Raw genomic sequence first — 18,301 nt, forward strand, 5'->3', positions numbered from 1 at the left:
CCGCCCATACGGTGACCGAACTGTCGGCGGTCGAAGTCCGCGCCCGTGCCGAAAATCTCGAAGGTATCGCTGCCTCCGCCAGCGAGGGCGTGGTTTCCAGCCAGCGCCTGGCTGCGGTGCCGATGCTACGCCCCGGCGAAGCGCTGGAAATGGTGCCCGGGCTGATCGTCACGCAGCACGCTGGTGACGGCAAAGCCAATCAGTATTTTCTGCGCGGCTTCAATCTCGACCACGGCACCGATTTCGCCACTTATGTCGGCGGCGTACCGGTCAATATGCCGAGTCATGCCCATGGTCAGGGCTACACCGACCTCAATTTTCTGATCCCGGAATTGGTCGATCGCATCAGCTATCGCAAGGGGCCGTATTTTGCCGAAGAGGGCGACTTTTCGTCAGCCGGGACGGCTCGTATCGACTATTTCCGCCGGCTCGATGCCGGTTTGGCGCAGCTGACGCTTGGCCAGAACGGCTATGCCCGCAGCCTGCTGGCCGGCTCGCCGGAGTCAGCCGGCGGCAATCTGCTCTACGCGCTCGAACTGTTCCATAACGATGGTCCATGGCAGGTCGACGAGCACTATCGCAAGCTGAACGGGGTGCTGCGCTACAGTCAGGGCTCGCGCCACGGTGGCTGGTCGGTGACCGGCATGGCCTACCAGGGGCGGTGGACATCGACCGACCAGATCGCCGAACGGGCGATCGACAGCGGTCAGGTCGACCGTTTCGGTTCGCTCGATTCGACGACCGGTGGCAAGACCTTTCGCTACAGTCTGGCCGGCGAATGGGCGCAACGTGGCGCACACAGCCAGACCAAGGCCAATCTCTGGTGGTTGAAATCCGGCCTCGATCTGTGGTCCAACTTTCAGTATTGCCTGAACGATCAGGCGGCCACCGGCGCTTGCGCCAGCGGCGATCAGTTCAAGCAGGCCGAGCGGCGGCAGGCGGTCGGGTTTTCAGCGGCGCAGGCGATTTTCGATCAGTGGGGGCGTTTCGCTGTCGAAAACAGCTTCGGCGTCCAGGGCCGGATGGATCGCCTCAGTCCGCTCGGCCTCTACGCGACGAGTCAGCGGGCTACCGTCAGTACCGTGCGCGAGGACCGGCTCAGCCAGCGCAGTCTCTCGCTGTGGGCGCAGAACGAGATCCGTTGGACGCCGTGGTTCCGGACGACGCAGGGGCTGCGCGGCGATGCCTACGAGTTCACCGTCGATTCGGGAATGAGCGCCAATTCCGGCCGCGCCAGCGACCAGATGGTGACGCCGAAATTGGCGCTCGTCTTCGGGCCGTGGCAGAAAACCGAGCTTTATCTGAACTACGGTCACGGCTTTCATTCCAATGATGGGCGCGGCACCACCATCACGGTCGATCCGCGCGACGGCACGACGCCGGTCGACCGGGTCAAGCCGCTGGTTCGTACCAAGGGCCGGGAAGTCGGTTTGCGCACGGAACTCGTGCCTGGCTGGCAATCGACCCTGGCGCTGTGGCAACTGGATGCCGCTTCGGAACTGCTCTTTGTCGGCGATGCCGGTACCACTGAGGCCGCTCGCCCGTCGCGGCGCTATGGGGTCGAGTGGACCAACCTCTACGTGCCGGCTGACTGGCTGGCCGTGGACGCCGACCTCGCCTGGTCGCATGCCCGCTTCCGCGATGCCGATCCAGCCGGCGCCTACATTCCCGGTGCCGTCACGGCGACCGCCAACCTTGGCTTGACCATCGATCGCCGGGGTCCGTGGTTCTCCTCCCTGCGCCTGCGCTACTTCGGGCCGCGCCCATTGCTCGAGGATAACTCGGTGCGCGCCAAGGCCTCCGCGTTGACCAACTGGCGCATCGGCTACAAGTTCGACCAGCGAACGCAATTGGCGCTCGATGTTTACAACCTGTTCGACCGCAAGGTGAATGACATCGAATACTGGTACGACTCGCAACTGGCCAATGAGGCGGGTCCGACATTCGACCGGCACGTCCACCCGGCCGAGCCGCGCAGCTTCCGCCTGACCCTGACGCATCGCTTCTAGAAGGAGCGCCAGCCGACAGCTAGGTGTTTTCCACGTGGCATCGCCGGGCGCTTTGGAGTACCCTTTAGGGTTTTCCCTACTAATAGAAAACCCAAGGAGATTTCGTGGAAAAAGATTTGCGCGAAGCCGCACTTGAATATCATCGCTGGCCAACCCCCGGCAAGATTTCCGTTCGCCCGACCAAGGGCCTGACCAACCAGCGCGATCTCGCCCTGGCCTACTCGCCCGGCGTTGCCGCCGCCTGCGACCTGATCGTCGAAGATCCTTCGATGGCTGCTGAAATGACGTCGCGCGCCAATCTGGTCGGCGTCATCACCAACGGCACTGCCGTGCTCGGCCTTGGCAACATCGGCCCGCTCGCCGCCAAGCCGGTGATGGAAGGCAAGGCCTGCCTGTTCAAGAAATTCGCCGGTATCGACGTTTTCGACATCGAACTGGCCGAGAACGATCCGGACAAGCTGATCGACATGATCGCCGCCATGGAGCCGACGCTCGGTGGTATCAATCTCGAAGACATCAAGGCCCCGGAGTGCTTCTACATCGAAGAGAAGCTCAAGGCGCGGATGAACATTCCCGTCTTCCACGACGACCAGCACGGCACGGCGATCATTTCTGCTGCCGCCATGCTGAACGGCATGAAAGTGGTCGGCAAGAAAGCCGAAGAGATCAAGGTGGTCTGCTCCGGCGCCGGCGCCGCAGCCATTTCCTGTCTGAACCTGTGGTGCGAACTGGGCGTCAAGCGTGAAAACATCACCGTTTGCGACTCCAAGGGCGTCATCTACGTTGGCCGCGACGCCAACATGGAAGCGACCAAGGCCCGTTACGCCCGCGAAACGACCAACCGCACGCTGGGCGATGCGATGGTCGGCGCCGACGTTTTCCTCGGTTTGTCCGCCGGTGGCGTGCTCAAGCCGGAAATGGTCGCCAGCATGGCCGACAAACCCATCGTTTTCGCGCTCGCCAACCCGACCCCGGAAATCATGCCGGAACTGGCCAAGGCCGTGCGGCCTGACGTCATCATCGCGACTGGCCGCTCCGACTACGTCAATCAGGTCAACAACGTGCTGTGTTTCCCCTTCATCTTCCGCGGTGCGCTCGATGTCGGCGCCACGCGTATTACCGAAGAGATGAAGATGGCCTCGGTGCGTGCCATTGCCGAACTGGCCGAAGCCGAGGTGACCGACGAAGTGGCCATGGCCTTCCCGGATCAGGTCATTACCTTCGGCCCGGAATACCTTATTCCCAAGCCTTTCGATCCGCGCCTGATCGTCAAGATCGCCCCGGCGGTTGCCCAGGCGGCGATCGACTCGGGCGTCGCTACCCGGCCGATCACCGATTGGGCGGCCTATCGCGCCAAGCTGTCCGAGTTTGTCTATCACACCGGTGTCGGCATGCGCGCCATCTTCCAGGCCGCCCGCCGGGCCCAGGGCAAGCGCATCATCTACGCCGAGGGCGAAGACGAGCGCGTGCTGCGTGCCGCCCAGGTGGTCATCGAGGAAAATTTTGCCCGCCCGATCCTGATCGGTCGCCCGGCCGTCATCGAGCATCGCCTGGCCAAGGCCAGCTTGCGCATCAAGCCGGGAGTCGATTTCGACATCGTCAATCCGGAGTCCGACGAGCGTTACCGCGAATGCTGGACGGCTTATCACAAGCTGATGGTACGCCATGGCGTGACTCCGGCCATCGCCAAGGAAGCGCTGCGCCGCAAGCCGACACTGATCGGCGCCATGCTGTTGAAGCTGGGCTACGCCGACGGCCTGATCTGCGGCACGACCGGCCAGTTCAGCCACCACATGGGGGTCATTGACCAGATCATCGGCAAGCGCCAGGGCATCAATACGTTGGCGGCGATGAACTATCTGATGCTGCCGGGTCGTTCGCTGTTCATCTGCGATACCCATATCAACGAAAACCCGACGGCCGAACAGATCGCCGAAATGACGGTAACCGCTGCCGAGCAGGTCAAACGTTTCGGCGTACTTCCGAAGGTCGCCTTGCTGTCGCATTCCAACTTCGGCTCGGCATCCTCGGAATCGTCCAGGAAAATGGCGCGCGCCGCGGTTCTGGTGTCGGCCATGACCAACGGCGAACTGGAAATCGATGGCGAAATGCACGGCGATTCGGCCTTGTCCGAGGAAGTCCGCCGCGCCGCCAACCCGGAGTCGTCGCTGAAGGGTGAAGCAAATCTGCTGATCATGCCCAACATCGACGCCGCCAATATCACCTACAACCTCCTGAAAATGACCGCCGGCGAAGGCGTGACGATCGGCCCCGTGCTGCTCGGCGTGGCCCGTCCCGTCCATGTGTTGACTTCGACGGCCACCGTCCGCCGTCTGGTCAACATGACGGCGCTCGCTGTGGTCGAGTCGATGGAGCGCTAAGCAGGCTCCAGCGGCAATACAAAAAAATGGCTGCCCCGGTAACGGTGGCAGCCATTTTTCATTTCAGGGCCGGCGACCGCTGACCAGTTGGATCAATTCTTCAGCGCAGCCAGCAACTTGCCATGAATGCCGCCAAAGCCGCCGTTGCTCATCACCAGGATATGGTCGCCGGAATGGGCGGCTGCAACGATCTTGCGGACAAGTTCGCCTAAATCGTCTTCAACGACCGCCTTGTCACCCATCGGGGCCAGAGCCTCGCGGGCGTTCCAGCCGAGATTGGCCGCGTAGCAGAAGGCCGCATCGACTTCGCGCAGGCTGTCTGGCAACTGGCTCTTCATGGTGCCCAGCTTCATGGTGTTCGAGCGCGGCTCGAGAACGGCGAGAATGCGTGCCGTACCAACCTTGCGGCGCAGTCCGGCGACGGTGGTGGCGATGGCTGTCGGGTGATGGGCAAAATCGTCGTAAACCGTGATGCCGCCGACTTCGCCGCGCACTTCCATGCGCCGTTTGACATTGACGAAGCGGGACAGGGCTTCCAGGCCCTGGGCCAGCGGTACGCCGACATGGCGGGCGGCAAGCAGTGCGGCACAGGCATTGGCCCGGTTGTGGTCGCCGGAGAGTTGCCAGAAGGTACGGGCGATTTCGCCCTGCGCGCCGTGCAGAATCAACTCGCCGCCGGCATCGTCACCGCTGACGCGATAGCCGACCGGATCGTTGAAGCGCTCGACCGGCGTCCAGCAGCCGCGCTGCAGCACACGTTCCAGGCTGGCTTCGTTGGCGTTCGAGACAATCAGCCCGGAGGCCGGCAGAGTACGCACGAGATGGTGAAATTGCGTCTCGATGGCGTCCAGGTCGGCGAAGATGTCGGCGTGATCGTATTCGAGGTTGTTCAGAACAGCGGTCCGTGGCCGGTAATGCACGAACTTGGAGCGCTTGTCGCAGAAAGCCGTGTCGTATTCGTCGGCTTCGATGACGAAGAACGGGGTGCCGCCAAGCCGGGCGGACACGCCGAAATTCAGCGGCACGCCGCCGATCAGGAAGCCCGGCTGCAGGTTGGCGTCTTCCAGGATCCAGGCCAGCATGGCGCTGGTCGTCGTCTTGCCGTGCGTGCCGGCGACACCGAGGACCCAGCGGCCTTGCAGGACATTTTCGGCGAGCCATTGCGGGCCGGAAACATAGGGCAGTCCCTTGTCGAGAATCGCTTCAAGCAGCGGATTGCCGCGCGAAATGGCGTTGCCGACAACAAAAACATCGGGTTGCAGGGCGAGTTGCTCGATAGCGAAGCCCTCGATCAAATCGACCCCGGCGCCGCGCAACTGGTCGCTCATCGGCGGATAAACATTGGCATCGCAGCCGGTTACCTTGTGGCCGGAAGCTGCGGCCAGCTGGGCCACGCCGCCCATGAAGGTGCCGCAGATACCGAGAATATGAATGTGCATGAGACTTGGACCCGTTAGAATGGACGTGATTTTACCTTGATCGTGCCCCTATGCCCCGTCATGACAGGGCTCGCCCGCTCAACGGCGCGCGAGCCGCCATCGCCAGTGCCGCTGCCCGACTGATGGCAGAGGATGGCATTACCGATTACCACCTGGCCAAGCGCAAGGCGGCCCGCCAGCTTGGTCTGACCGAGCATGTCGGTTTTCCCGACAACGCCGAGGTTGAGGCCGAGTTGCGCGCCTACCGCAGCCTGTATCAGGGCGAGGATCACGAGGAGCAGCTCCTGGCGCTGCGCCATACGGCGCTCGAACTGCTCGATCTACTGGCCGATTTCCGTCCGTATCTAACCGGTTCGGTGCTCGAAGGGACGGCAGGTGAACATTCGGCGATCGACATCCTCCTTTTTGCCGACAGTGCCAAGGAGGTCGAGATCTTCCTGCTCAATCGCGGCATTGATTTCGTGCATGTCGAGCCGCGCAATGAACGTGTCGAAGCCGTGCTGGTCATGGAGACCGATACCGCCAGCGCCAACCTGATCGTTTTGCCGCCGCAACAGGAAAGAGTCAGTTTGAAGTACCGTGACGGTCGTCCGCGCGAACGGGCGCGTGCCGATGCGCTGCGTGCCCTACTTTCGGAATAGACTAGACAACTTGTTGCCAATTACGGCAAACTTGCAGCCATGACGAAGCGAAAAACTGCTTCCAAGCCGGTAGGCAAGGCACGCATCCTGGTGGTGCACGGGCCGAATCTGAACCTGCTTGGCACCCGTGAACCCGAACACTATGGCCGGACGACCCTGTCGGATATCAACATGGCGCTGGCCCGCATGGCCGAAAACGTCGGTGTCGATCTCGAGGCTTTTCAGAGCAACCATGAAGGGGCGCTGATCGAGCGCATTCATGCCGCTCGGGAGCAGGGCGTGCGCGCCATCATCATCAACCCGGCTGCCTATACCCATACCAGTGTCGCCTTGCGTGATGCGCTGGCGGCGGTGGCGATTCCGTTCGTCGAAGTGCATCTGTCCAATGTGCACGCACGGGAGCCGTTCCGGCAACATTCCTATTTCTCTGACCTGGCTGTCGGCGTCATCTGCGGGCTCGGTCATGAGGGCTATTTGCTGGCCCTCGAATACCTGCTCAACAAACTCAATATTGAATAGTCCGGCTTCGACCGGCCTTTTGTGTCCAACGGGCGCAACACACAAGGGAGTCATCCATGGATCTGCGTAAACTCAAGAAACTTATCGACCTCGTTCAGGAATCCGGCATTTCCGAGCTGGAAGTTACCGAAGGCGAAGAAAAAGTGCGCATCGCCAAACATTACGGCAGTGTCGTTGCTGCGCCGCAGCAATACTATGCCGCACCGCCGGCTCCGCTGCCTGGCGCACCAGTCGCCTCGGCGGTCAATCTCGACGACGAAGACGAGTTGCCGGAAGGCCATGTTGTCAAGTCGCCGATGGTCGGTACCTTCTACCGTTCGCCGTCGCCCGGTGCCGAGTCTTTCGTGCAGATCGGCCAGAGCGTCAAGCAGGGCGAAACCCTGTGCATTATCGAAGCGATGAAGTTGCTCAACGAGATCGAAGCCGACGCCTCCGGCGTGATCAAGGCCATCCTGCTCGACAATGGCGAGCCGGTGGAGTTCGGCGAACCGCTATTCGTGATTGGCTGATATGGCGATGTTCGAAAAGGTTCTGATCGCCAACCGCGGCGAGATTGCCCTGCGTGTCCAGCGCGCCTGTCGCGAACTGGGCATCAAGACGGTCGTGGTGTACTCCGAGGCCGACCGCGAGGCGAAATACGTCAAGCTGGCCGACGAGTCGGTGTGCATCGGTCCGGCTTCGTCCGCACTGAGCTACCTGAATGTTCCGGCCATCATTTCCGCGGCCGAAGTGACCGACTCCCAGGCGATCCACCCGGGTTACGGCTTTCTCTCCGAGAACGCCGATTTTGCCGAACGTGTCGAAACCTCGGGATTCGTCTTCATCGGTCCGCGGGCTGAAACGATACGCCTGATGGGCGACAAGGTTTCCGCCAAGAATTCGATGAAGGAAGCCGGCGTTCCGTGCGTTCCCGGTTCCGACGGCGCCTTGCCGGAAGATCCCAAGGAAATCGTGCGTATCGCCCGGGCGGTCGGTTACCCGGTGATCATCAAGGCGGCCGGTGGCGGTGGCGGGCGCGGCATGCGTGTCGTGCACACCGAGGCGGCGCTGGTCAATGCCGTGGCGATGACCCGCCAGGAAGCCGGAACCTTCTTCGGTAACCCAGCTGTGTACATGGAAAAGTATCTGGAAAACCCGCGCCACGTGGAAATCCAGGTTCTGGCCGACGAATACAAGAACGCCATCTACCTCGGCGAGCGCGACTGTTCGATGCAGCGCCGCCATCAGAAGGTGATCGAAGAAGCGCCGGCGCCGCACATCCCGGCCCGCCTGATCAACCGGATCGGCGAACGCTGTGCCGAAGCCTGTCGCAAGATCGGCTATCGTGGGGCCGGTACCTTCGAATTCCTTTACGAGAACGGCGAGTTCTATTTCATCGAAATGAACACCCGCGTTCAGGTCGAGCATCCGGTCACCGAGATGATCACCGGCGTCGATATCGTCCAGGAGCAGATTCGCGTTGCGGCCGGCGAAAAGCTGCGCTATCGCCAGAAGGACATCGTGGTTCGCGGGCACTCGATCGAATGCCGCATTAACGCCGAAGATCCTTTCACGTTCGTGCCATCTCCCGGCAAAATCGCTTTTTACCATCCGCCGGGCGGCCCCGGCATCCGGGTCGATTCGCACATCTATCAGGGCTACACCGTTCCGTCGCATTACGATTCGATGGTTGCCAAGGTGATTGCCTATGGCGATACCCGCGAACAGGCGATCCGCCGCATGCGCATCGCGCTGTCCGAGATGAGCATCCAGGGCATCAAGACCAACATCCCGCTGCATCAGGAACTGATGCAGGACGCCCGTTTCGTCGAGGGCGGGACCAGCATTCATTACCTTGAACAAAAACTCGCCGACAAGGGCGAAGTGAAGCAGTAAGCGATGGCTTGGCAAAACGTCAGTTTCATGACCGATGCGTCGCACGCCGAGCCGTTGTGCGATGCCCTGCTGGAAGCCGGCGCCCTGTCGGCCTCGATCGAGGATGCCGATGCCGGCACGCCGGACGAGCAGGCGCAGTTCGGTGAGCCGGGTTCGGTCAATTCGCCGGGCTGGATGCGTTCCCGCATCGTCGCGTTGCTCGAGCCGGATGCCGATGCGGCCGCCTTGCTGGCTGCAGCCGCTGCAGCGATTGGCCTGAATGAAGTGCCGAGCTTTGGCATCGAGGATGTGGCCGAGCAGAACTGGGTGCAACTGACCCAGTCGCAGTTCGATCCGATCCGCGTTTCCGAACGTCTATGGATCGTGCCGTCGTGGCATGAGTCGCCCGACCCGGCGGCGGTCAATCTGATTCTCGATCCCGGCATGGCCTTTGGCACGGGTTCGCATCCGACCACCCGACTCTGTCTGGAGTGGCTCGAACGCAATGTCTCGCCCGCTTGCAGCGTGCTCGATTACGGTTGCGGCTCGGGCATTCTCGCCATTGCCGCCGCCCGTCTCGGCGCCGGCCGGGTCGCCGGGGTCGATATCGATCCGCTGGCCGTCGAAGCTGCCCGCGCCAATGCCGAGCGTAACGGTGTGACGGCCTTGTTTGCCGATTCGGCGGAACCGGTTGCCGGCGAGTATGATGTTGTCGTGGCCAATATCCTCTCCAATCCGCTCCGTGTTCTGGCGCCAGCCATCGTCGGCCATGTCCGATCCGGCGGTCATCTCGCCTTGTCGGGCATCCTCAAGGAGCAGGCCGAGGAAATCATTGCCATCTACGCCCGCTGGTTGCCTTTGCAAGTGGCCGATACGCGTGAGGACTGGGTATGCCTGGCGGGGCGCAAGCCCTGATGCGGACGCGCTGTCCGGCCTGTGCCACGATCTTCCGTGTCACGTCCGAGCAGTTGCGCCTGAAGGCTGGCAAGGTTCGTTGCGGACATTGCCAATCTGTCTTCAACGCTTTCGACGAGTTTCTGCCGGACACCGAGGTGCCGCCGGTGGCCCAGCCGGCAAGCGAGCTTGCACCGGTTTTTGCGCCACTGCCGGAAGCGCAGCCGGAACCTGACCCCGAAACAGAACCTGAACCGCCGGCGATTGCCGCAGCGGTCGACGAGGCCTTGGTCGCGCCGGACAGCGATGAGCCGCCAGTTGAGGCGCTGGTCGCTGAGCCAACAGAGCCCTTGCCCGAGGCGCTTGTCGAGCCCGAGCAGCCGGCCGCAGTTGAAGCACTCGAGGTGATCGATCCGCCGCCCCCTGAACCGGTCGTCGAAGAGGTTTCAGCCTTGGCCGAGCCGGGTAGCGAAACCGCGGAAGAATCGACGCTGGCGGCGCGTGAGGCAGGCCTGGTCGCCGCCCGCGAGCTGAGCGATGCGCCAGCCTACAACCGTTGGGCGGCCGGTGCGCTGGCCAGCGATGCGCCGGGCGGTTTCGCCAGCGAGCCGGCGCGGCATGCGGTCTGGCCTTTCGTGCTGGTTGCTGGCCTGTTGCTGCTGGTGCTGGCCGGGCAACTGTTCTATCACTTCCGGACCGGGCTCGTGCAACGGCTGCCCGCTGCGGCGGCGCTTTACGAGCTGGCCGGGGTGGACATTCCGCTGGCGCAAAATGCCAATCTGGTGGCCATCGAAACCTCCGACCTGCAATCCGACAATGCGCGCGGCCTGTTCGTCCTGAATGCGACATTGCACAATCGGGCGGATTACGCCCAAGCCTGGCCGGCCCTCGAACTGACCCTGACCGACACCAGCGACACCGTGGTGTCGCGCCGGGTGATGAGCGCTGCCGAGTATCTGCCTCCTGGCATCAGTGCCGAGCGTTTCCCGGCGAATGGCGAAGTCGCCGTCCGCCTGTGGATCGAAGCCAGAAATATCGGTGCCGCCGGGTACCGCCTTTACATTTTCTATCCCTGAATATCCTATGACGACACTTATTTGCGGCTCGCTGGCTTTCGACAACATCATGGTCTTCCCGGACCGCTTCAAGAACCATATCCTGCCCGAGCAGATTCATATCCTGAACGTCGCTTTCCTGGTTCCGGAGATGCGCCGCGAGTACGGCGGCTGCGCCGGCAACATCGCCTACAACCTGATGCTGCTCGGTGGCGAACCGTTGATCATGGCGACGGTTGGCGACGATGCCGCACCCTACCTCGATCGTCTCGACCAGCTCGGTCTGCCGCGCACCCACGTGCGCCACGTACCGGGCGGTTTCACGGCCCAGGCCTTCATCACCACCGATCTCGACGACAACCAGATCACCGCCTTCCACCCGGGGGCGATGAGCTTTTCGCATCTGAATAAGGTCGAGCATGCGGCCTCGGCCAAGCTTGGCATCGTTGCGCCGGATGGTCGTGAAGGCATGATGCAGCACGCCCGCGATTTCGCTGCTGCCGGTGTCCCGTTCATTTTCGATCCCGGTCAGGGCCTGCCGATGTTCAACGGCGACGAACTGCTCGATTTCATGCGTCTCGCCGATTACGCCTGTTTCAACGATTACGAGGCCAAGCTGCTGTGCGACAGGACCGGGCGCAGCCTGGAGCAACTCGGGCGCGAGGTGCAGGCGCTGATCGTGACGCGCGGTGGCGATGGATCGGAAATTCATTCTGACGGTCAACGTTTCGATATCCCCTGCGTCGAGGCCGATCAGGTGATCGATCCGACCGGTTGCGGCGATGCCTACCGTTCCGGCCTGCTCTATGGCATTGCCAACGGCTTCGATTGGCAAAAGACCGGCCGTCTCGCAGCGCTGATGGGGGCTATCAAGATCGCCCACCGGGGCGGACAGAACCATCAGCCAAGTCGCGAGGAAATCGCCGCCCGCTATCAACGCGCTTTTGGCGTAGCTCTCTGGTAAAGGCAAGACTATGAAGACGCTCTCCTTGCTGTTGCTCTCGGTGATCTTGCTGGGCGGCTGTGCCAGCAGCAAATCCGGCGATGTCTATAGTCGCGATCAGGCGCGGCGCGAGCAGACGGTGCGCCAGGGCGTCGTCGAGTCGGTACGGGCGGTGCAGATGGAGGGCACCAAGTCGCCGGTCGGCACGGTGGCTGGCGCGGCGGTCGGCGGTATTGCCGGCAGCACGCTGGGCCATGGCAAGGGTTCGGCGGTGACCGCAGTAATCGGGGCCGTCGCCGGTGGCCTGGCCGGAGCGGCGATCGAGGAAGGAGTGACCCGCCGACAGGCCATGGAGATCACCGTGCAGCTTGATGGCGGACGACTGATAGTCATTGTCCAGGAAGGAGACCCGCAGGAATTCCGGCCCGGCGATCGGGTCCGCGTTCTCTCTTCCGGTGGCGAGTCGCGCGTCACCCGCTGAAACGCGGCCGTAAAGAGCGTGCAATAGCCGTGTAATGCCGATCTTTCATGCTGTTCTCCACTACCTGAGTGGAGAGCAGCATGGAAAAGCTACAGAGCGGCGCCGAACAACGCCGCGCCAATCGTCCCAAGCTGGCGGTCAGTTTTGCCCGGACCCAAAGCGATATTCTTGAAGCGCAGCGCTTGCGCTACCGGGTGTTTGCCGGCGAGATGGGGGCCAATTTGCCCAGCCGCACGCCGGGCGTCGATCACGACATCTATGACCCCTATTGCGACCATCTGGTCGTGCGCGATGTACAGACCAGCGAAGTGGTTGGGACCTACCGCATTCTGCCGCCGGAAAAAGCCCGGCAGATCGGCTATTACTCGGAAAACGAGTTCGATCTGACCCGTCTGCAGCACCTGCGGCAACGTCTGGTCGAAATCGGCCGTTCCTGTGTGCACCCCGATTACCGTACCGGCGCGACGATTACCCTGCTCTGGTCCGGCCTTGCCCAGTACATGAGCGAAGGTGGCTACGATTACCTGATGGGCTGTGCCTCGATCAGCATGGCGGACGGTGGGCACGTTGCGGCCAGTCTGTATAATCGTCTGGCTGCCGAGCATCTTGGGCCGCAGGAATACCGTGTCTTTCCCCGTTGCCCGCTGCCCCTGGCGGCGCTGCAGCAGGACCGGCCGGCCGAAACGCCGCCGCTGATCAAGGGTTATCTGCGTGCCGGCGCCTGGATTTGTGGCGAACCGGCGTGGGATCCCGATTTCAACACGGCCGACCTGCCGATCCTGATGCCGATGGCCAAGGTTTCCGATCGTTACGCCAAACACTACCTGGGACAACCAGACTGAACCAAACCAATTTTCCGATCCGCACCTTCCGGATTTTTCGCCTGGCCCTGCTGGTTTTCAGCGGGGCTTTGTTCGTCCTTTGCGTTTTTCCGCTGTGCAGCGAGGCGGCCCGCCTGCGCCTCAAAGCCAGCTGGGCGATCGCCTTGCTCGATGCGCTGGGCGTCGAGGTCGAGGCCGACCTGACCCATGCGGCGCCCGGCGCGCTGCTGGTTGCCAACCATATTTCGTGGATCGACATTTACGTCATCAATGCCGTGCTGCCGGCCGCCTTCGTCTCGAAGGAGGAAGTGCGCCGCTGGCCGTTGATCGGCTGGCTGGCGGCCAAGAACGACACCATTTTCCTGCGCCGCGGCAGCCGGGGGCATGCCCGGGTCATCAACCAGCAAATTGCCGAATTACTCGACAAGGGCCGCCACGTGGCGGTGTTTCCCGAGGGAACGACGACGGATGGAACCCATCTGCTGCATTTTCACGCCGCGCTGATCCAGCCGGCATTGGCCGCCGGGCGGCCGGTCTTGCCGATCGGGATTTCCTATTGGGAACTGGATGGGACGCGTAGCCTGGCGCCGCGCTACGACGGCGCGATTACGCTGGGCCAATGCACGCGGGCCATTCTCGGTCGCCGGCGCCTGATTGCCCGGCTGGTGACGACGCCGTTGCGTGGCGTCAATGGCGAGGATCGTCGGCAGGTTGCCGTTGCAGCCCGCGAGGCTATCGCTTTAGCGGCAGCGCTTCCCCACGCGCACAATCCACCTGAAAAACCTGTCGGTCTTCCAGCCGCACCGCCGTTAGATGACCACCCCACAGACAGCCGGAATCGAGTGCCAGCAGATTTGGCGTGACTTTCAGGCCGAGGGCCGACCAGTGACCGGTGACCAGTACCGCATCGGCGCTTCGCCGGTTGGCTAGCTCGAACCACGGCAGGTGGCCAGCCGGTGCATTGCTCAGTTTGCCCTTGGCCTTGAATTCCATGACGCCATCCGGCGTGCAGAAGCGCATTCGGGTCATCGCATTGACGATCACCCGGAGGCGCGGCCAGCCGGTCAGATCGTCCGACCAGCCGGCCGGTTCGCTGCCCCACAGGTTCATCACGAATTCGCGGTAATCCGGGCCTTGCAGGACGGCCTCTACTTCGCGCGCCAGTTCGCGGGCCCGGGCGGCCGTCCATTGCGGTAGCAGGCCGGCGTGTACCAGGCAGAATTCGCCTTCGGTATGGCACAAGGGTTGATGGCGCAGCCAGTCGAGCAGTTCGGCGGCATCCGGCGCATCGAGGATGGACTGGATGGTGTCGTCCTTGCCGCGAAACTTGGCGCCGCCCTCGGCGACCATCAGCAGGTAGAGGTCGTGATTGCCGAGCACGGTCAGGGCAGAGTCGCCAAACGATTTGATCAGGCGCAGCGTTTCCAGCGATTTCGGGCCGCGGTTGACCAGGTCGCCGACCAGCCACAGGCGATCGACGGCCGGGTCGAAGGCGCAGTGCTCGAGCAAGCGGCACAGCGAGTCGTAGCAGCCCTGAATGTCGCCGATCGCGTAGGTCGCCATTATTCGACGGTGACGCTCTTGGCCAGATTGCGCGGCTTGTCCACGTCCGTACCCTTGACCAGGGCGGCGTGATAGGACAGCAGTTGCAGCGGGATGACGTGCAGAATCGGCGACAGTTCGCCGTAATGTTCCGGCAGGCGGAGGATATGGACGCCCTCCGACTCGGCGATTTCCGAATCGGCGTCGGCGAAGACATAGAGTTCGCCACCGCGGGCCTGTACTTCACGCAGGTTGGATTTCAGCTTGTCGAGCAACTGGTCGTTCGGTGCCACCGAAATCACCGGCATGTTGGCATCGACCAGCGCCAGCGGGCCATGCTTGAGCTCGCCGGCCGGATAGGCCTCGGCGTGGATGTAGGAGATTTCCTTGAGCTTCAGGGCGCCTTCCATGGCGATCGGGAAGTGCCGGCCACGGCCGAGGAAGAGGGCGTGATGCTTGTCGGCAAAGCGCTGGGCCCAGACCTTGATCTCGCTTTCCAGTTCGAGCACCTTGTTGACGGCGACCGGCAGGTGGCGCAACTGGTCGATATAGGCGCTTTCCTGCTCGGCGCTCAGGCGCTGCTTGACCTTGGCCATGACCAGCGTCAGCACGAACAGCGCGGCGAGCTGGGTGGTGAAGGCCTTGGTCGAGGCGACACCGATTTCCGGGCCGGCGCGGGTGATGAAGCGCAGGGCGCATTCGCGGACGATGGCCGATTCCGGCACGTTGCAGATGGCCAGCGTCTTGCCCTGGCCAAGCGACTTGGCGTGGCGCAAGGCGGCCAGCGTGTCGGCGGTTTCGCCGGACTGGGAAATGGCGACGATCAGTTGGCGGGGATTGGGCACCGAGGTGCGATAACGGTACTCGCTGGCGATCTCGACAGTACACGGCACGCCGGCAATCGCTTCGAGCCAGTAGCGGGCGGTGTAGCCGGAGTGGCTGCTGGTGCCGCAGGCGAGAATCAGGATCGAGTCGACATCGTCGAGCATCGTGGCGGCTTCGGCCCCGAAAATGCCGGGCTGGATAGTCTTGCTGCCGCCGACGATTTCCAGCGTGTTGGCCAGTGCTTCCGGCTGCTCGAAGATTTCCTTCTGCATGTAGTGCTGGTAATTGCCGAGTTCGACGGCGGCGGCGGAGAGCTGCGAGACATGCACCGGCCGGTCGACCGGCGTGCCGTCGAGACGGGTGATCCTGACCGACGCTGCGGTCAACTCGGCAATGTCGCCGTTTTCCAGGTAGACCATATTGCGGGTCACCTGCAGCAGCGCGGACGCGTCGGAAGCGGCGTAGTTGCCGGCCTCGGACACGCCGAGCAGGAGCGGCGAACCTTCGCGGGCGACGACGACCTTGCCGGGCTGGCGGTGGTCGATAACCGCGATGGCATAGGCACCGACCAGGCGGCGGCAGGCGATCTGTACCGCGGCGAACAGGTCGGGCTCGCTTTTCAGCGCGGCATCGATCAGATGGGCGATGCTTTCGGTGTCGGTGTCGGAGGTGAAGACATAACCCTGGGCGACCAGTTCGCGACGTAGGCTTTCGTAGTTTTCGATGATGCCGTTATGGACGACGGCGATCGAGTTGGAAATGTGCGGGTGGGCATTCCGCTCGCACGGCACGCCGTGCGTCGCCCAGCGCGTGTGGGCGATGCCGGTGACGGCGAGGGTGGTGGCCGAGGCGGCTTCGAGTTCGGCGACCCGACCGACCGAGCGGATGCGTTCGATATGATCGCCCTGGATGACGGCCAGCCCGGCCGAGTCATAGCCCCGGTATTCAAGCTTCTTCAGGCCCTCGACCAGAACGGGAACGATGTTGCTGCCGGCTGCTGCTGCGACGATGCCACACATATAGGGGTTAGCTCTTAGATGTTAGGGGGTTAGAGGGGGGCTAGCAGCTAATGGCCAATAGCTTACGGCTAGATCCTGTAGTAATCGCGATACCAGGCGATGAAGCGGCTGACGCCTTCCTGGACGGTGGTGCCCGGGACGAAACCGACCCAGTCGTTGAGCAGATCGGTGTTGGCGAAGGTCGCCGGGACATCGCCGTCCTGCAGCGGCAACAGGCGTTTCTCGGCTTTCTGGCCGAGGGCATTCTCGATGGCGCCGATGAAATCGAGCAGTTGCACCGGATTGTTGTTGCCGATGTTGAACACGCGGTAAGGCACGTTGCTGCTTGCCGGGTCGGCGGAAATCGCGTCGTAGGCCGGGTTGGCGGCGGCGGTCTTGTCGAGGACGCGGATTACGCCTTCGACGATGTCATCGACGTAGGTGAAGTCGCGCTTCATGTTGCCGTGGTTGAAGACGTCGATCGGCCGGCCTTCGAGGATGGCCTTGGTGAACAGGAACAGCGCCATGTCCGGCCGGCCCCACGGGCCATAGACGGTGAAGAAGCGCAGGCCGGTGGTCGGCAGGCCGTAGAGGTGGCTGTAGGTGTGGGCCATCAACTCGTTGGCTTTCTTGGTCGCGGCGTACAGGCTGACCGGGTGATCGACGCTGTCGTGCTCGGAGAACGGCATTTTGGTGTTGCCGCCGTAGACGCTCGAGCTGGAGGCGTAGACCAGATGCTGCACCTTGTGGTGGCGGCAGCCTTCGAGAATGTTGATGAAGCCGACCAGATTGCTGTCCACATAGGCATGCGGGTTCTGGATCGAATAGCGGACGCCGGCCTGGGCAGCGAGGTGGATCACCTTGTCGAACTTCTCGGCGGCGAACAGTGCTTCCATACCGGCCCGGTCGCCGACATCCAGCTTGACGAAGCGGAAGTTGGCGTGACTGGTCAGGCGGGCCAGCCGGCTTTCCTTCAGGCTGACTTCGTAATAATCGTTCAGGTTGTCGAGGCCGACCACTTCGTCGCCACGCGCCAGCAGGCGCAGAGAGGCAGTCATGCCGATAAATCCGGCAGCGCCGGTCACGAGAATTTTCACTGGTCGACCCCTTGATTGAATGTCTGGATTTTACCGCAGCGCAGCATCGGAATTCTGGCGCTCCAGCATTTTGGAATATTTGACGAAGCTGTTGAAACAGCCGATGGCGATGTGGATCAGTCCGGGCAAGCCATCGCGAAAACCTTGGCGGATCAGATAGAACTTGATGAAGCGGATTAGCGGGCTGACGACGATGCGCCCAAAGCTCGCCCGCTTGCCGGCAGCCAGCGCCATCTCGGCGGCCAGCGTCGTGTAGCGGTTCTGCTTGGTCAGGTAGCTGGCCAGCGATTCGGCCGAGTCGTGCAGAAGGTCTCCGGTCAACTCGCCGATCGGGCAATCGGTCTCGACTTTTTCGTGCACCGCATCATTCGACCAGCGGGCCTGGCGGCGGTCGAACAGCCGCAAGCTCCAGTCCGGGTAGCCCTCGCCGTGCTTCAGATAGCGGCCGAGAAAACGGTTGCAGCGGGGGAAACGGAAGGCGCCAGTGGCCGGGGCTTGCAGGGTTTGTTCGATGCTCGCCTGCAAGTCCGGCGCGACCCGTTCGTCGGCATCCAGGCAGAGCACCCAATCGTGTTGCGCGGCCTCGACGGCAAACTGCTTTTGCCGCCCGAAACCCAGCCAGTCCTGCTGAATGACCCGGGCGCCATGCTGCACGGCCAGCGCCTGGGTGCCATCCGTACTGCCGGAATCGACGACCACGATCTCGTCGGCGAAGCGCGCGCTGTGCAGGCATGCCGCCAGCTGCGAGGCCGCATTGAGCGTGATGATGGCAACAGAAAGCGGCTGGCGCGAGATGGGCATC

The 18,301-nt window shown here is 62.7% G+C and carries 16 protein-coding genes and 1 pseudogene; 12 read left to right on the forward strand and 5 right to left on the reverse strand.

Going from position 1 to position 18,301, the window contains the following annotated elements:
• Window positions 1-11: 11 nt before the first annotated feature.
• Both ACLIKD_RS19830 and ACLIKD_RS19835 read left to right on the forward strand, forming a co-directional pair.
• On the forward strand, window positions 12-2,009 hold the full coding sequence (locus tag ACLIKD_RS19830; RefSeq protein WP_428826372.1) for a TonB-dependent receptor: 1,998 nt from the start codon (window positions 12-14) through the stop codon (window positions 2,007-2,009).
• 104 nt (window positions 2,010-2,113) lie between these two features.
• Complete coding sequence (locus ACLIKD_RS19835; RefSeq protein ID WP_428826373.1) at window positions 2,114-4,390, forward strand: NADP-dependent malic enzyme; 2,277 nt, start codon at window positions 2,114-2,116, stop codon at window positions 4,388-4,390.
• 92 nt (window positions 4,391-4,482) lie between these two features.
• On the opposite strand, the gene mpl is transcribed toward ACLIKD_RS19835, so the two are convergent.
• Window positions 4,483-5,829 carry a UDP-N-acetylmuramate:L-alanyl-gamma-D-glutamyl-meso-diaminopimelate ligase gene (gene mpl / locus ACLIKD_RS19840; protein WP_428826374.1) on the reverse strand — a complete coding sequence of 449 codons (1,347 nt, stop codon included), beginning with the start codon at window positions 5,827-5,829 and terminating at the stop codon, window positions 4,483-4,485.
• 50 nt (window positions 5,830-5,879) lie between these two features.
• Here mpl and ACLIKD_RS19845 point away from each other — a divergent pair, with 50 nt between their 5' ends.
• The 10 genes and pseudogenes from ACLIKD_RS19845 to ACLIKD_RS19890 form a co-directional block, all read left to right on the forward strand.
• Window positions 5,880-6,470: a hypothetical protein gene (locus tag ACLIKD_RS19845; RefSeq protein WP_428826375.1), complete on the forward strand. Its 591-nt coding sequence runs from the start codon at window positions 5,880-5,882 to the stop codon at window positions 6,468-6,470.
• Window positions 6,471-6,509: 39 nt separating this feature from the next.
• Window positions 6,510-6,989 carry a type II 3-dehydroquinate dehydratase gene (aroQ, locus tag ACLIKD_RS19850; RefSeq protein ID WP_428826376.1) on the forward strand — a complete coding sequence of 160 codons (480 nt, stop codon included), beginning with the start codon at window positions 6,510-6,512 and terminating at the stop codon, window positions 6,987-6,989.
• A 56-nt stretch (window positions 6,990-7,045) separates the two neighbouring features.
• Entirely contained in the window at window positions 7,046-7,498 is a 453-nt protein-coding gene (gene accB, locus ACLIKD_RS19855) for an acetyl-CoA carboxylase biotin carboxyl carrier protein (RefSeq protein WP_428826377.1), read from the forward strand.
• 7 nt (window positions 7,499-7,505) lie between these two features.
• Window positions 7,506-8,864 carry an acetyl-CoA carboxylase biotin carboxylase subunit gene (gene accC, locus ACLIKD_RS19860; RefSeq protein ID WP_226417577.1) on the forward strand — a complete coding sequence of 453 codons (1,359 nt, stop codon included), beginning with the start codon at window positions 7,506-7,508 and terminating at the stop codon, window positions 8,862-8,864.
• Window positions 8,865-8,867: 3 nt separating this feature from the next.
• On the forward strand, window positions 8,868-9,758 hold the full coding sequence (gene prmA, locus ACLIKD_RS19865) for a 50S ribosomal protein L11 methyltransferase (protein ID WP_428826378.1): 891 nt from the start codon (window positions 8,868-8,870) through the stop codon (window positions 9,756-9,758).
• Window positions 9,734-10,813 carry a DUF3426 domain-containing protein gene (locus tag ACLIKD_RS19870; protein ID WP_428826379.1) on the forward strand — a complete coding sequence of 360 codons (1,080 nt, stop codon included), beginning with the start codon at window positions 9,734-9,736 and terminating at the stop codon, window positions 10,811-10,813. The genes prmA and ACLIKD_RS19870 overlap by 25 nt, the downstream gene beginning before the upstream one ends.
• A 7-nt stretch (window positions 10,814-10,820) precedes the next feature.
• On the forward strand, window positions 10,821-11,756 hold the full coding sequence (locus tag ACLIKD_RS19875; protein WP_428826380.1) for a carbohydrate kinase family protein: 936 nt from the start codon (window positions 10,821-10,823) through the stop codon (window positions 11,754-11,756).
• Window positions 11,757-11,766: 10 nt separating this feature from the next.
• On the forward strand, window positions 11,767-12,216 hold the full coding sequence (locus ACLIKD_RS19880) for a glycine zipper 2TM domain-containing protein (RefSeq protein ID WP_428826381.1): 450 nt from the start codon (window positions 11,767-11,769) through the stop codon (window positions 12,214-12,216).
• Window positions 12,217-12,296: 80 nt separating this feature from the next.
• Window positions 12,297-13,058: a GNAT family N-acetyltransferase gene (locus ACLIKD_RS19885; protein WP_428826382.1), complete on the forward strand. Its 762-nt coding sequence runs from the start codon at window positions 12,297-12,299 to the stop codon at window positions 13,056-13,058.
• Window positions 12,959-13,531, forward strand: a pseudogene (locus tag ACLIKD_RS19890) (lysophospholipid acyltransferase family protein); the annotation flags it as partial. The gene ACLIKD_RS19885 and the pseudogene ACLIKD_RS19890, both read left to right, overlap by 100 nt.
• Window positions 13,532-13,769: 238 nt before the next feature.
• Here ACLIKD_RS19890 and ACLIKD_RS19895 read toward each other — a convergent pair.
• The 4 genes from ACLIKD_RS19895 to ACLIKD_RS19910 form a co-directional block, all read right to left on the reverse strand.
• Window positions 13,770-14,600, reverse strand: coding sequence for a symmetrical bis(5'-nucleosyl)-tetraphosphatase (locus tag ACLIKD_RS19895; RefSeq protein ID WP_428826383.1), 831 nt, complete (start codon window positions 14,598-14,600; stop codon window positions 13,770-13,772).
• Complete coding sequence (gene glmS, locus ACLIKD_RS19900; RefSeq protein WP_428826384.1) at window positions 14,600-16,423, reverse strand: glutamine--fructose-6-phosphate transaminase (isomerizing); 1,824 nt, start codon at window positions 16,421-16,423, stop codon at window positions 14,600-14,602. The genes ACLIKD_RS19895 and glmS overlap by 1 nt, the downstream gene beginning before the upstream one ends.
• A gap of 68 nt (window positions 16,424-16,491) precedes the next feature.
• Entirely contained in the window at window positions 16,492-17,499 is a 1,008-nt protein-coding gene (locus ACLIKD_RS19905; protein WP_428826385.1) for an NAD-dependent epimerase, read from the reverse strand.
• A 30-nt stretch (window positions 17,500-17,529) separates the two neighbouring features.
• Window positions 17,530-18,300, reverse strand: coding sequence for a glycosyltransferase family 2 protein (locus ACLIKD_RS19910; protein ID WP_428826386.1), 771 nt, complete (start codon window positions 18,298-18,300; stop codon window positions 17,530-17,532).
• Between the last annotated feature and the right edge of the window lies 1 nt (window position 18,301).

Origin of the sequence: Azonexus sp. IMCC34842 (assembly GCF_050368855.1) — a bacterium.
GTDB classification, from domain to species: domain Bacteria; phylum Pseudomonadota; class Gammaproteobacteria; order Burkholderiales; family Rhodocyclaceae; genus Azonexus; species Azonexus denitrificans_A.

What these genes read in the sequence shown, in the direction of transcription:
- mpl (WP_428826374.1), bottom strand. Translation starts at nt 5,829, where the DNA reads ATGCACATTCATATTCTCGGTATCTGCGGCACCTTCATGGGCGGCGTG.
- ACLIKD_RS19845 (WP_428826375.1), top strand. Translation starts at nt 5,880, where the DNA reads ATGCCCCGTCATGACAGGGCTCGCCCGCTCAACGGCGCGCGAGCCGCC.
- aroQ (WP_428826376.1), top strand. Translation starts at nt 6,510, where the DNA reads ATGACGAAGCGAAAAACTGCTTCCAAGCCGGTAGGCAAGGCACGCATC.
- accB (WP_428826377.1), top strand. Translation starts at nt 7,046, where the DNA reads ATGGATCTGCGTAAACTCAAGAAACTTATCGACCTCGTTCAGGAATCC.
- accC (WP_226417577.1), top strand. Translation starts at nt 7,506, where the DNA reads ATGTTCGAAAAGGTTCTGATCGCCAACCGCGGCGAGATTGCCCTGCGT.
- prmA (WP_428826378.1), top strand. Translation starts at nt 8,868, where the DNA reads ATGGCTTGGCAAAACGTCAGTTTCATGACCGATGCGTCGCACGCCGAG.
- ACLIKD_RS19870 (WP_428826379.1), top strand. Translation starts at nt 9,734, where the DNA reads ATGCCTGGCGGGGCGCAAGCCCTGATGCGGACGCGCTGTCCGGCCTGT.
- ACLIKD_RS19875 (WP_428826380.1), top strand. Translation starts at nt 10,821, where the DNA reads ATGACGACACTTATTTGCGGCTCGCTGGCTTTCGACAACATCATGGTC.
- ACLIKD_RS19880 (WP_428826381.1), top strand. Translation starts at nt 11,767, where the DNA reads ATGAAGACGCTCTCCTTGCTGTTGCTCTCGGTGATCTTGCTGGGCGGC.
- ACLIKD_RS19885 (WP_428826382.1), top strand. Translation starts at nt 12,297, where the DNA reads ATGGAAAAGCTACAGAGCGGCGCCGAACAACGCCGCGCCAATCGTCCC.
- ACLIKD_RS19895 (WP_428826383.1), bottom strand. Translation starts at nt 14,600, where the DNA reads ATGGCGACCTACGCGATCGGCGACATTCAGGGCTGCTACGACTCGCTG.
- glmS (WP_428826384.1), bottom strand. Translation starts at nt 16,423, where the DNA reads ATGTGTGGCATCGTCGCAGCAGCAGCCGGCAGCAACATCGTTCCCGTT.
- ACLIKD_RS19910 (WP_428826386.1), bottom strand. Translation starts at nt 18,300, where the DNA reads ATGCCCATCTCGCGCCAGCCGCTTTCTGTTGCCATCATCACGCTCAAT.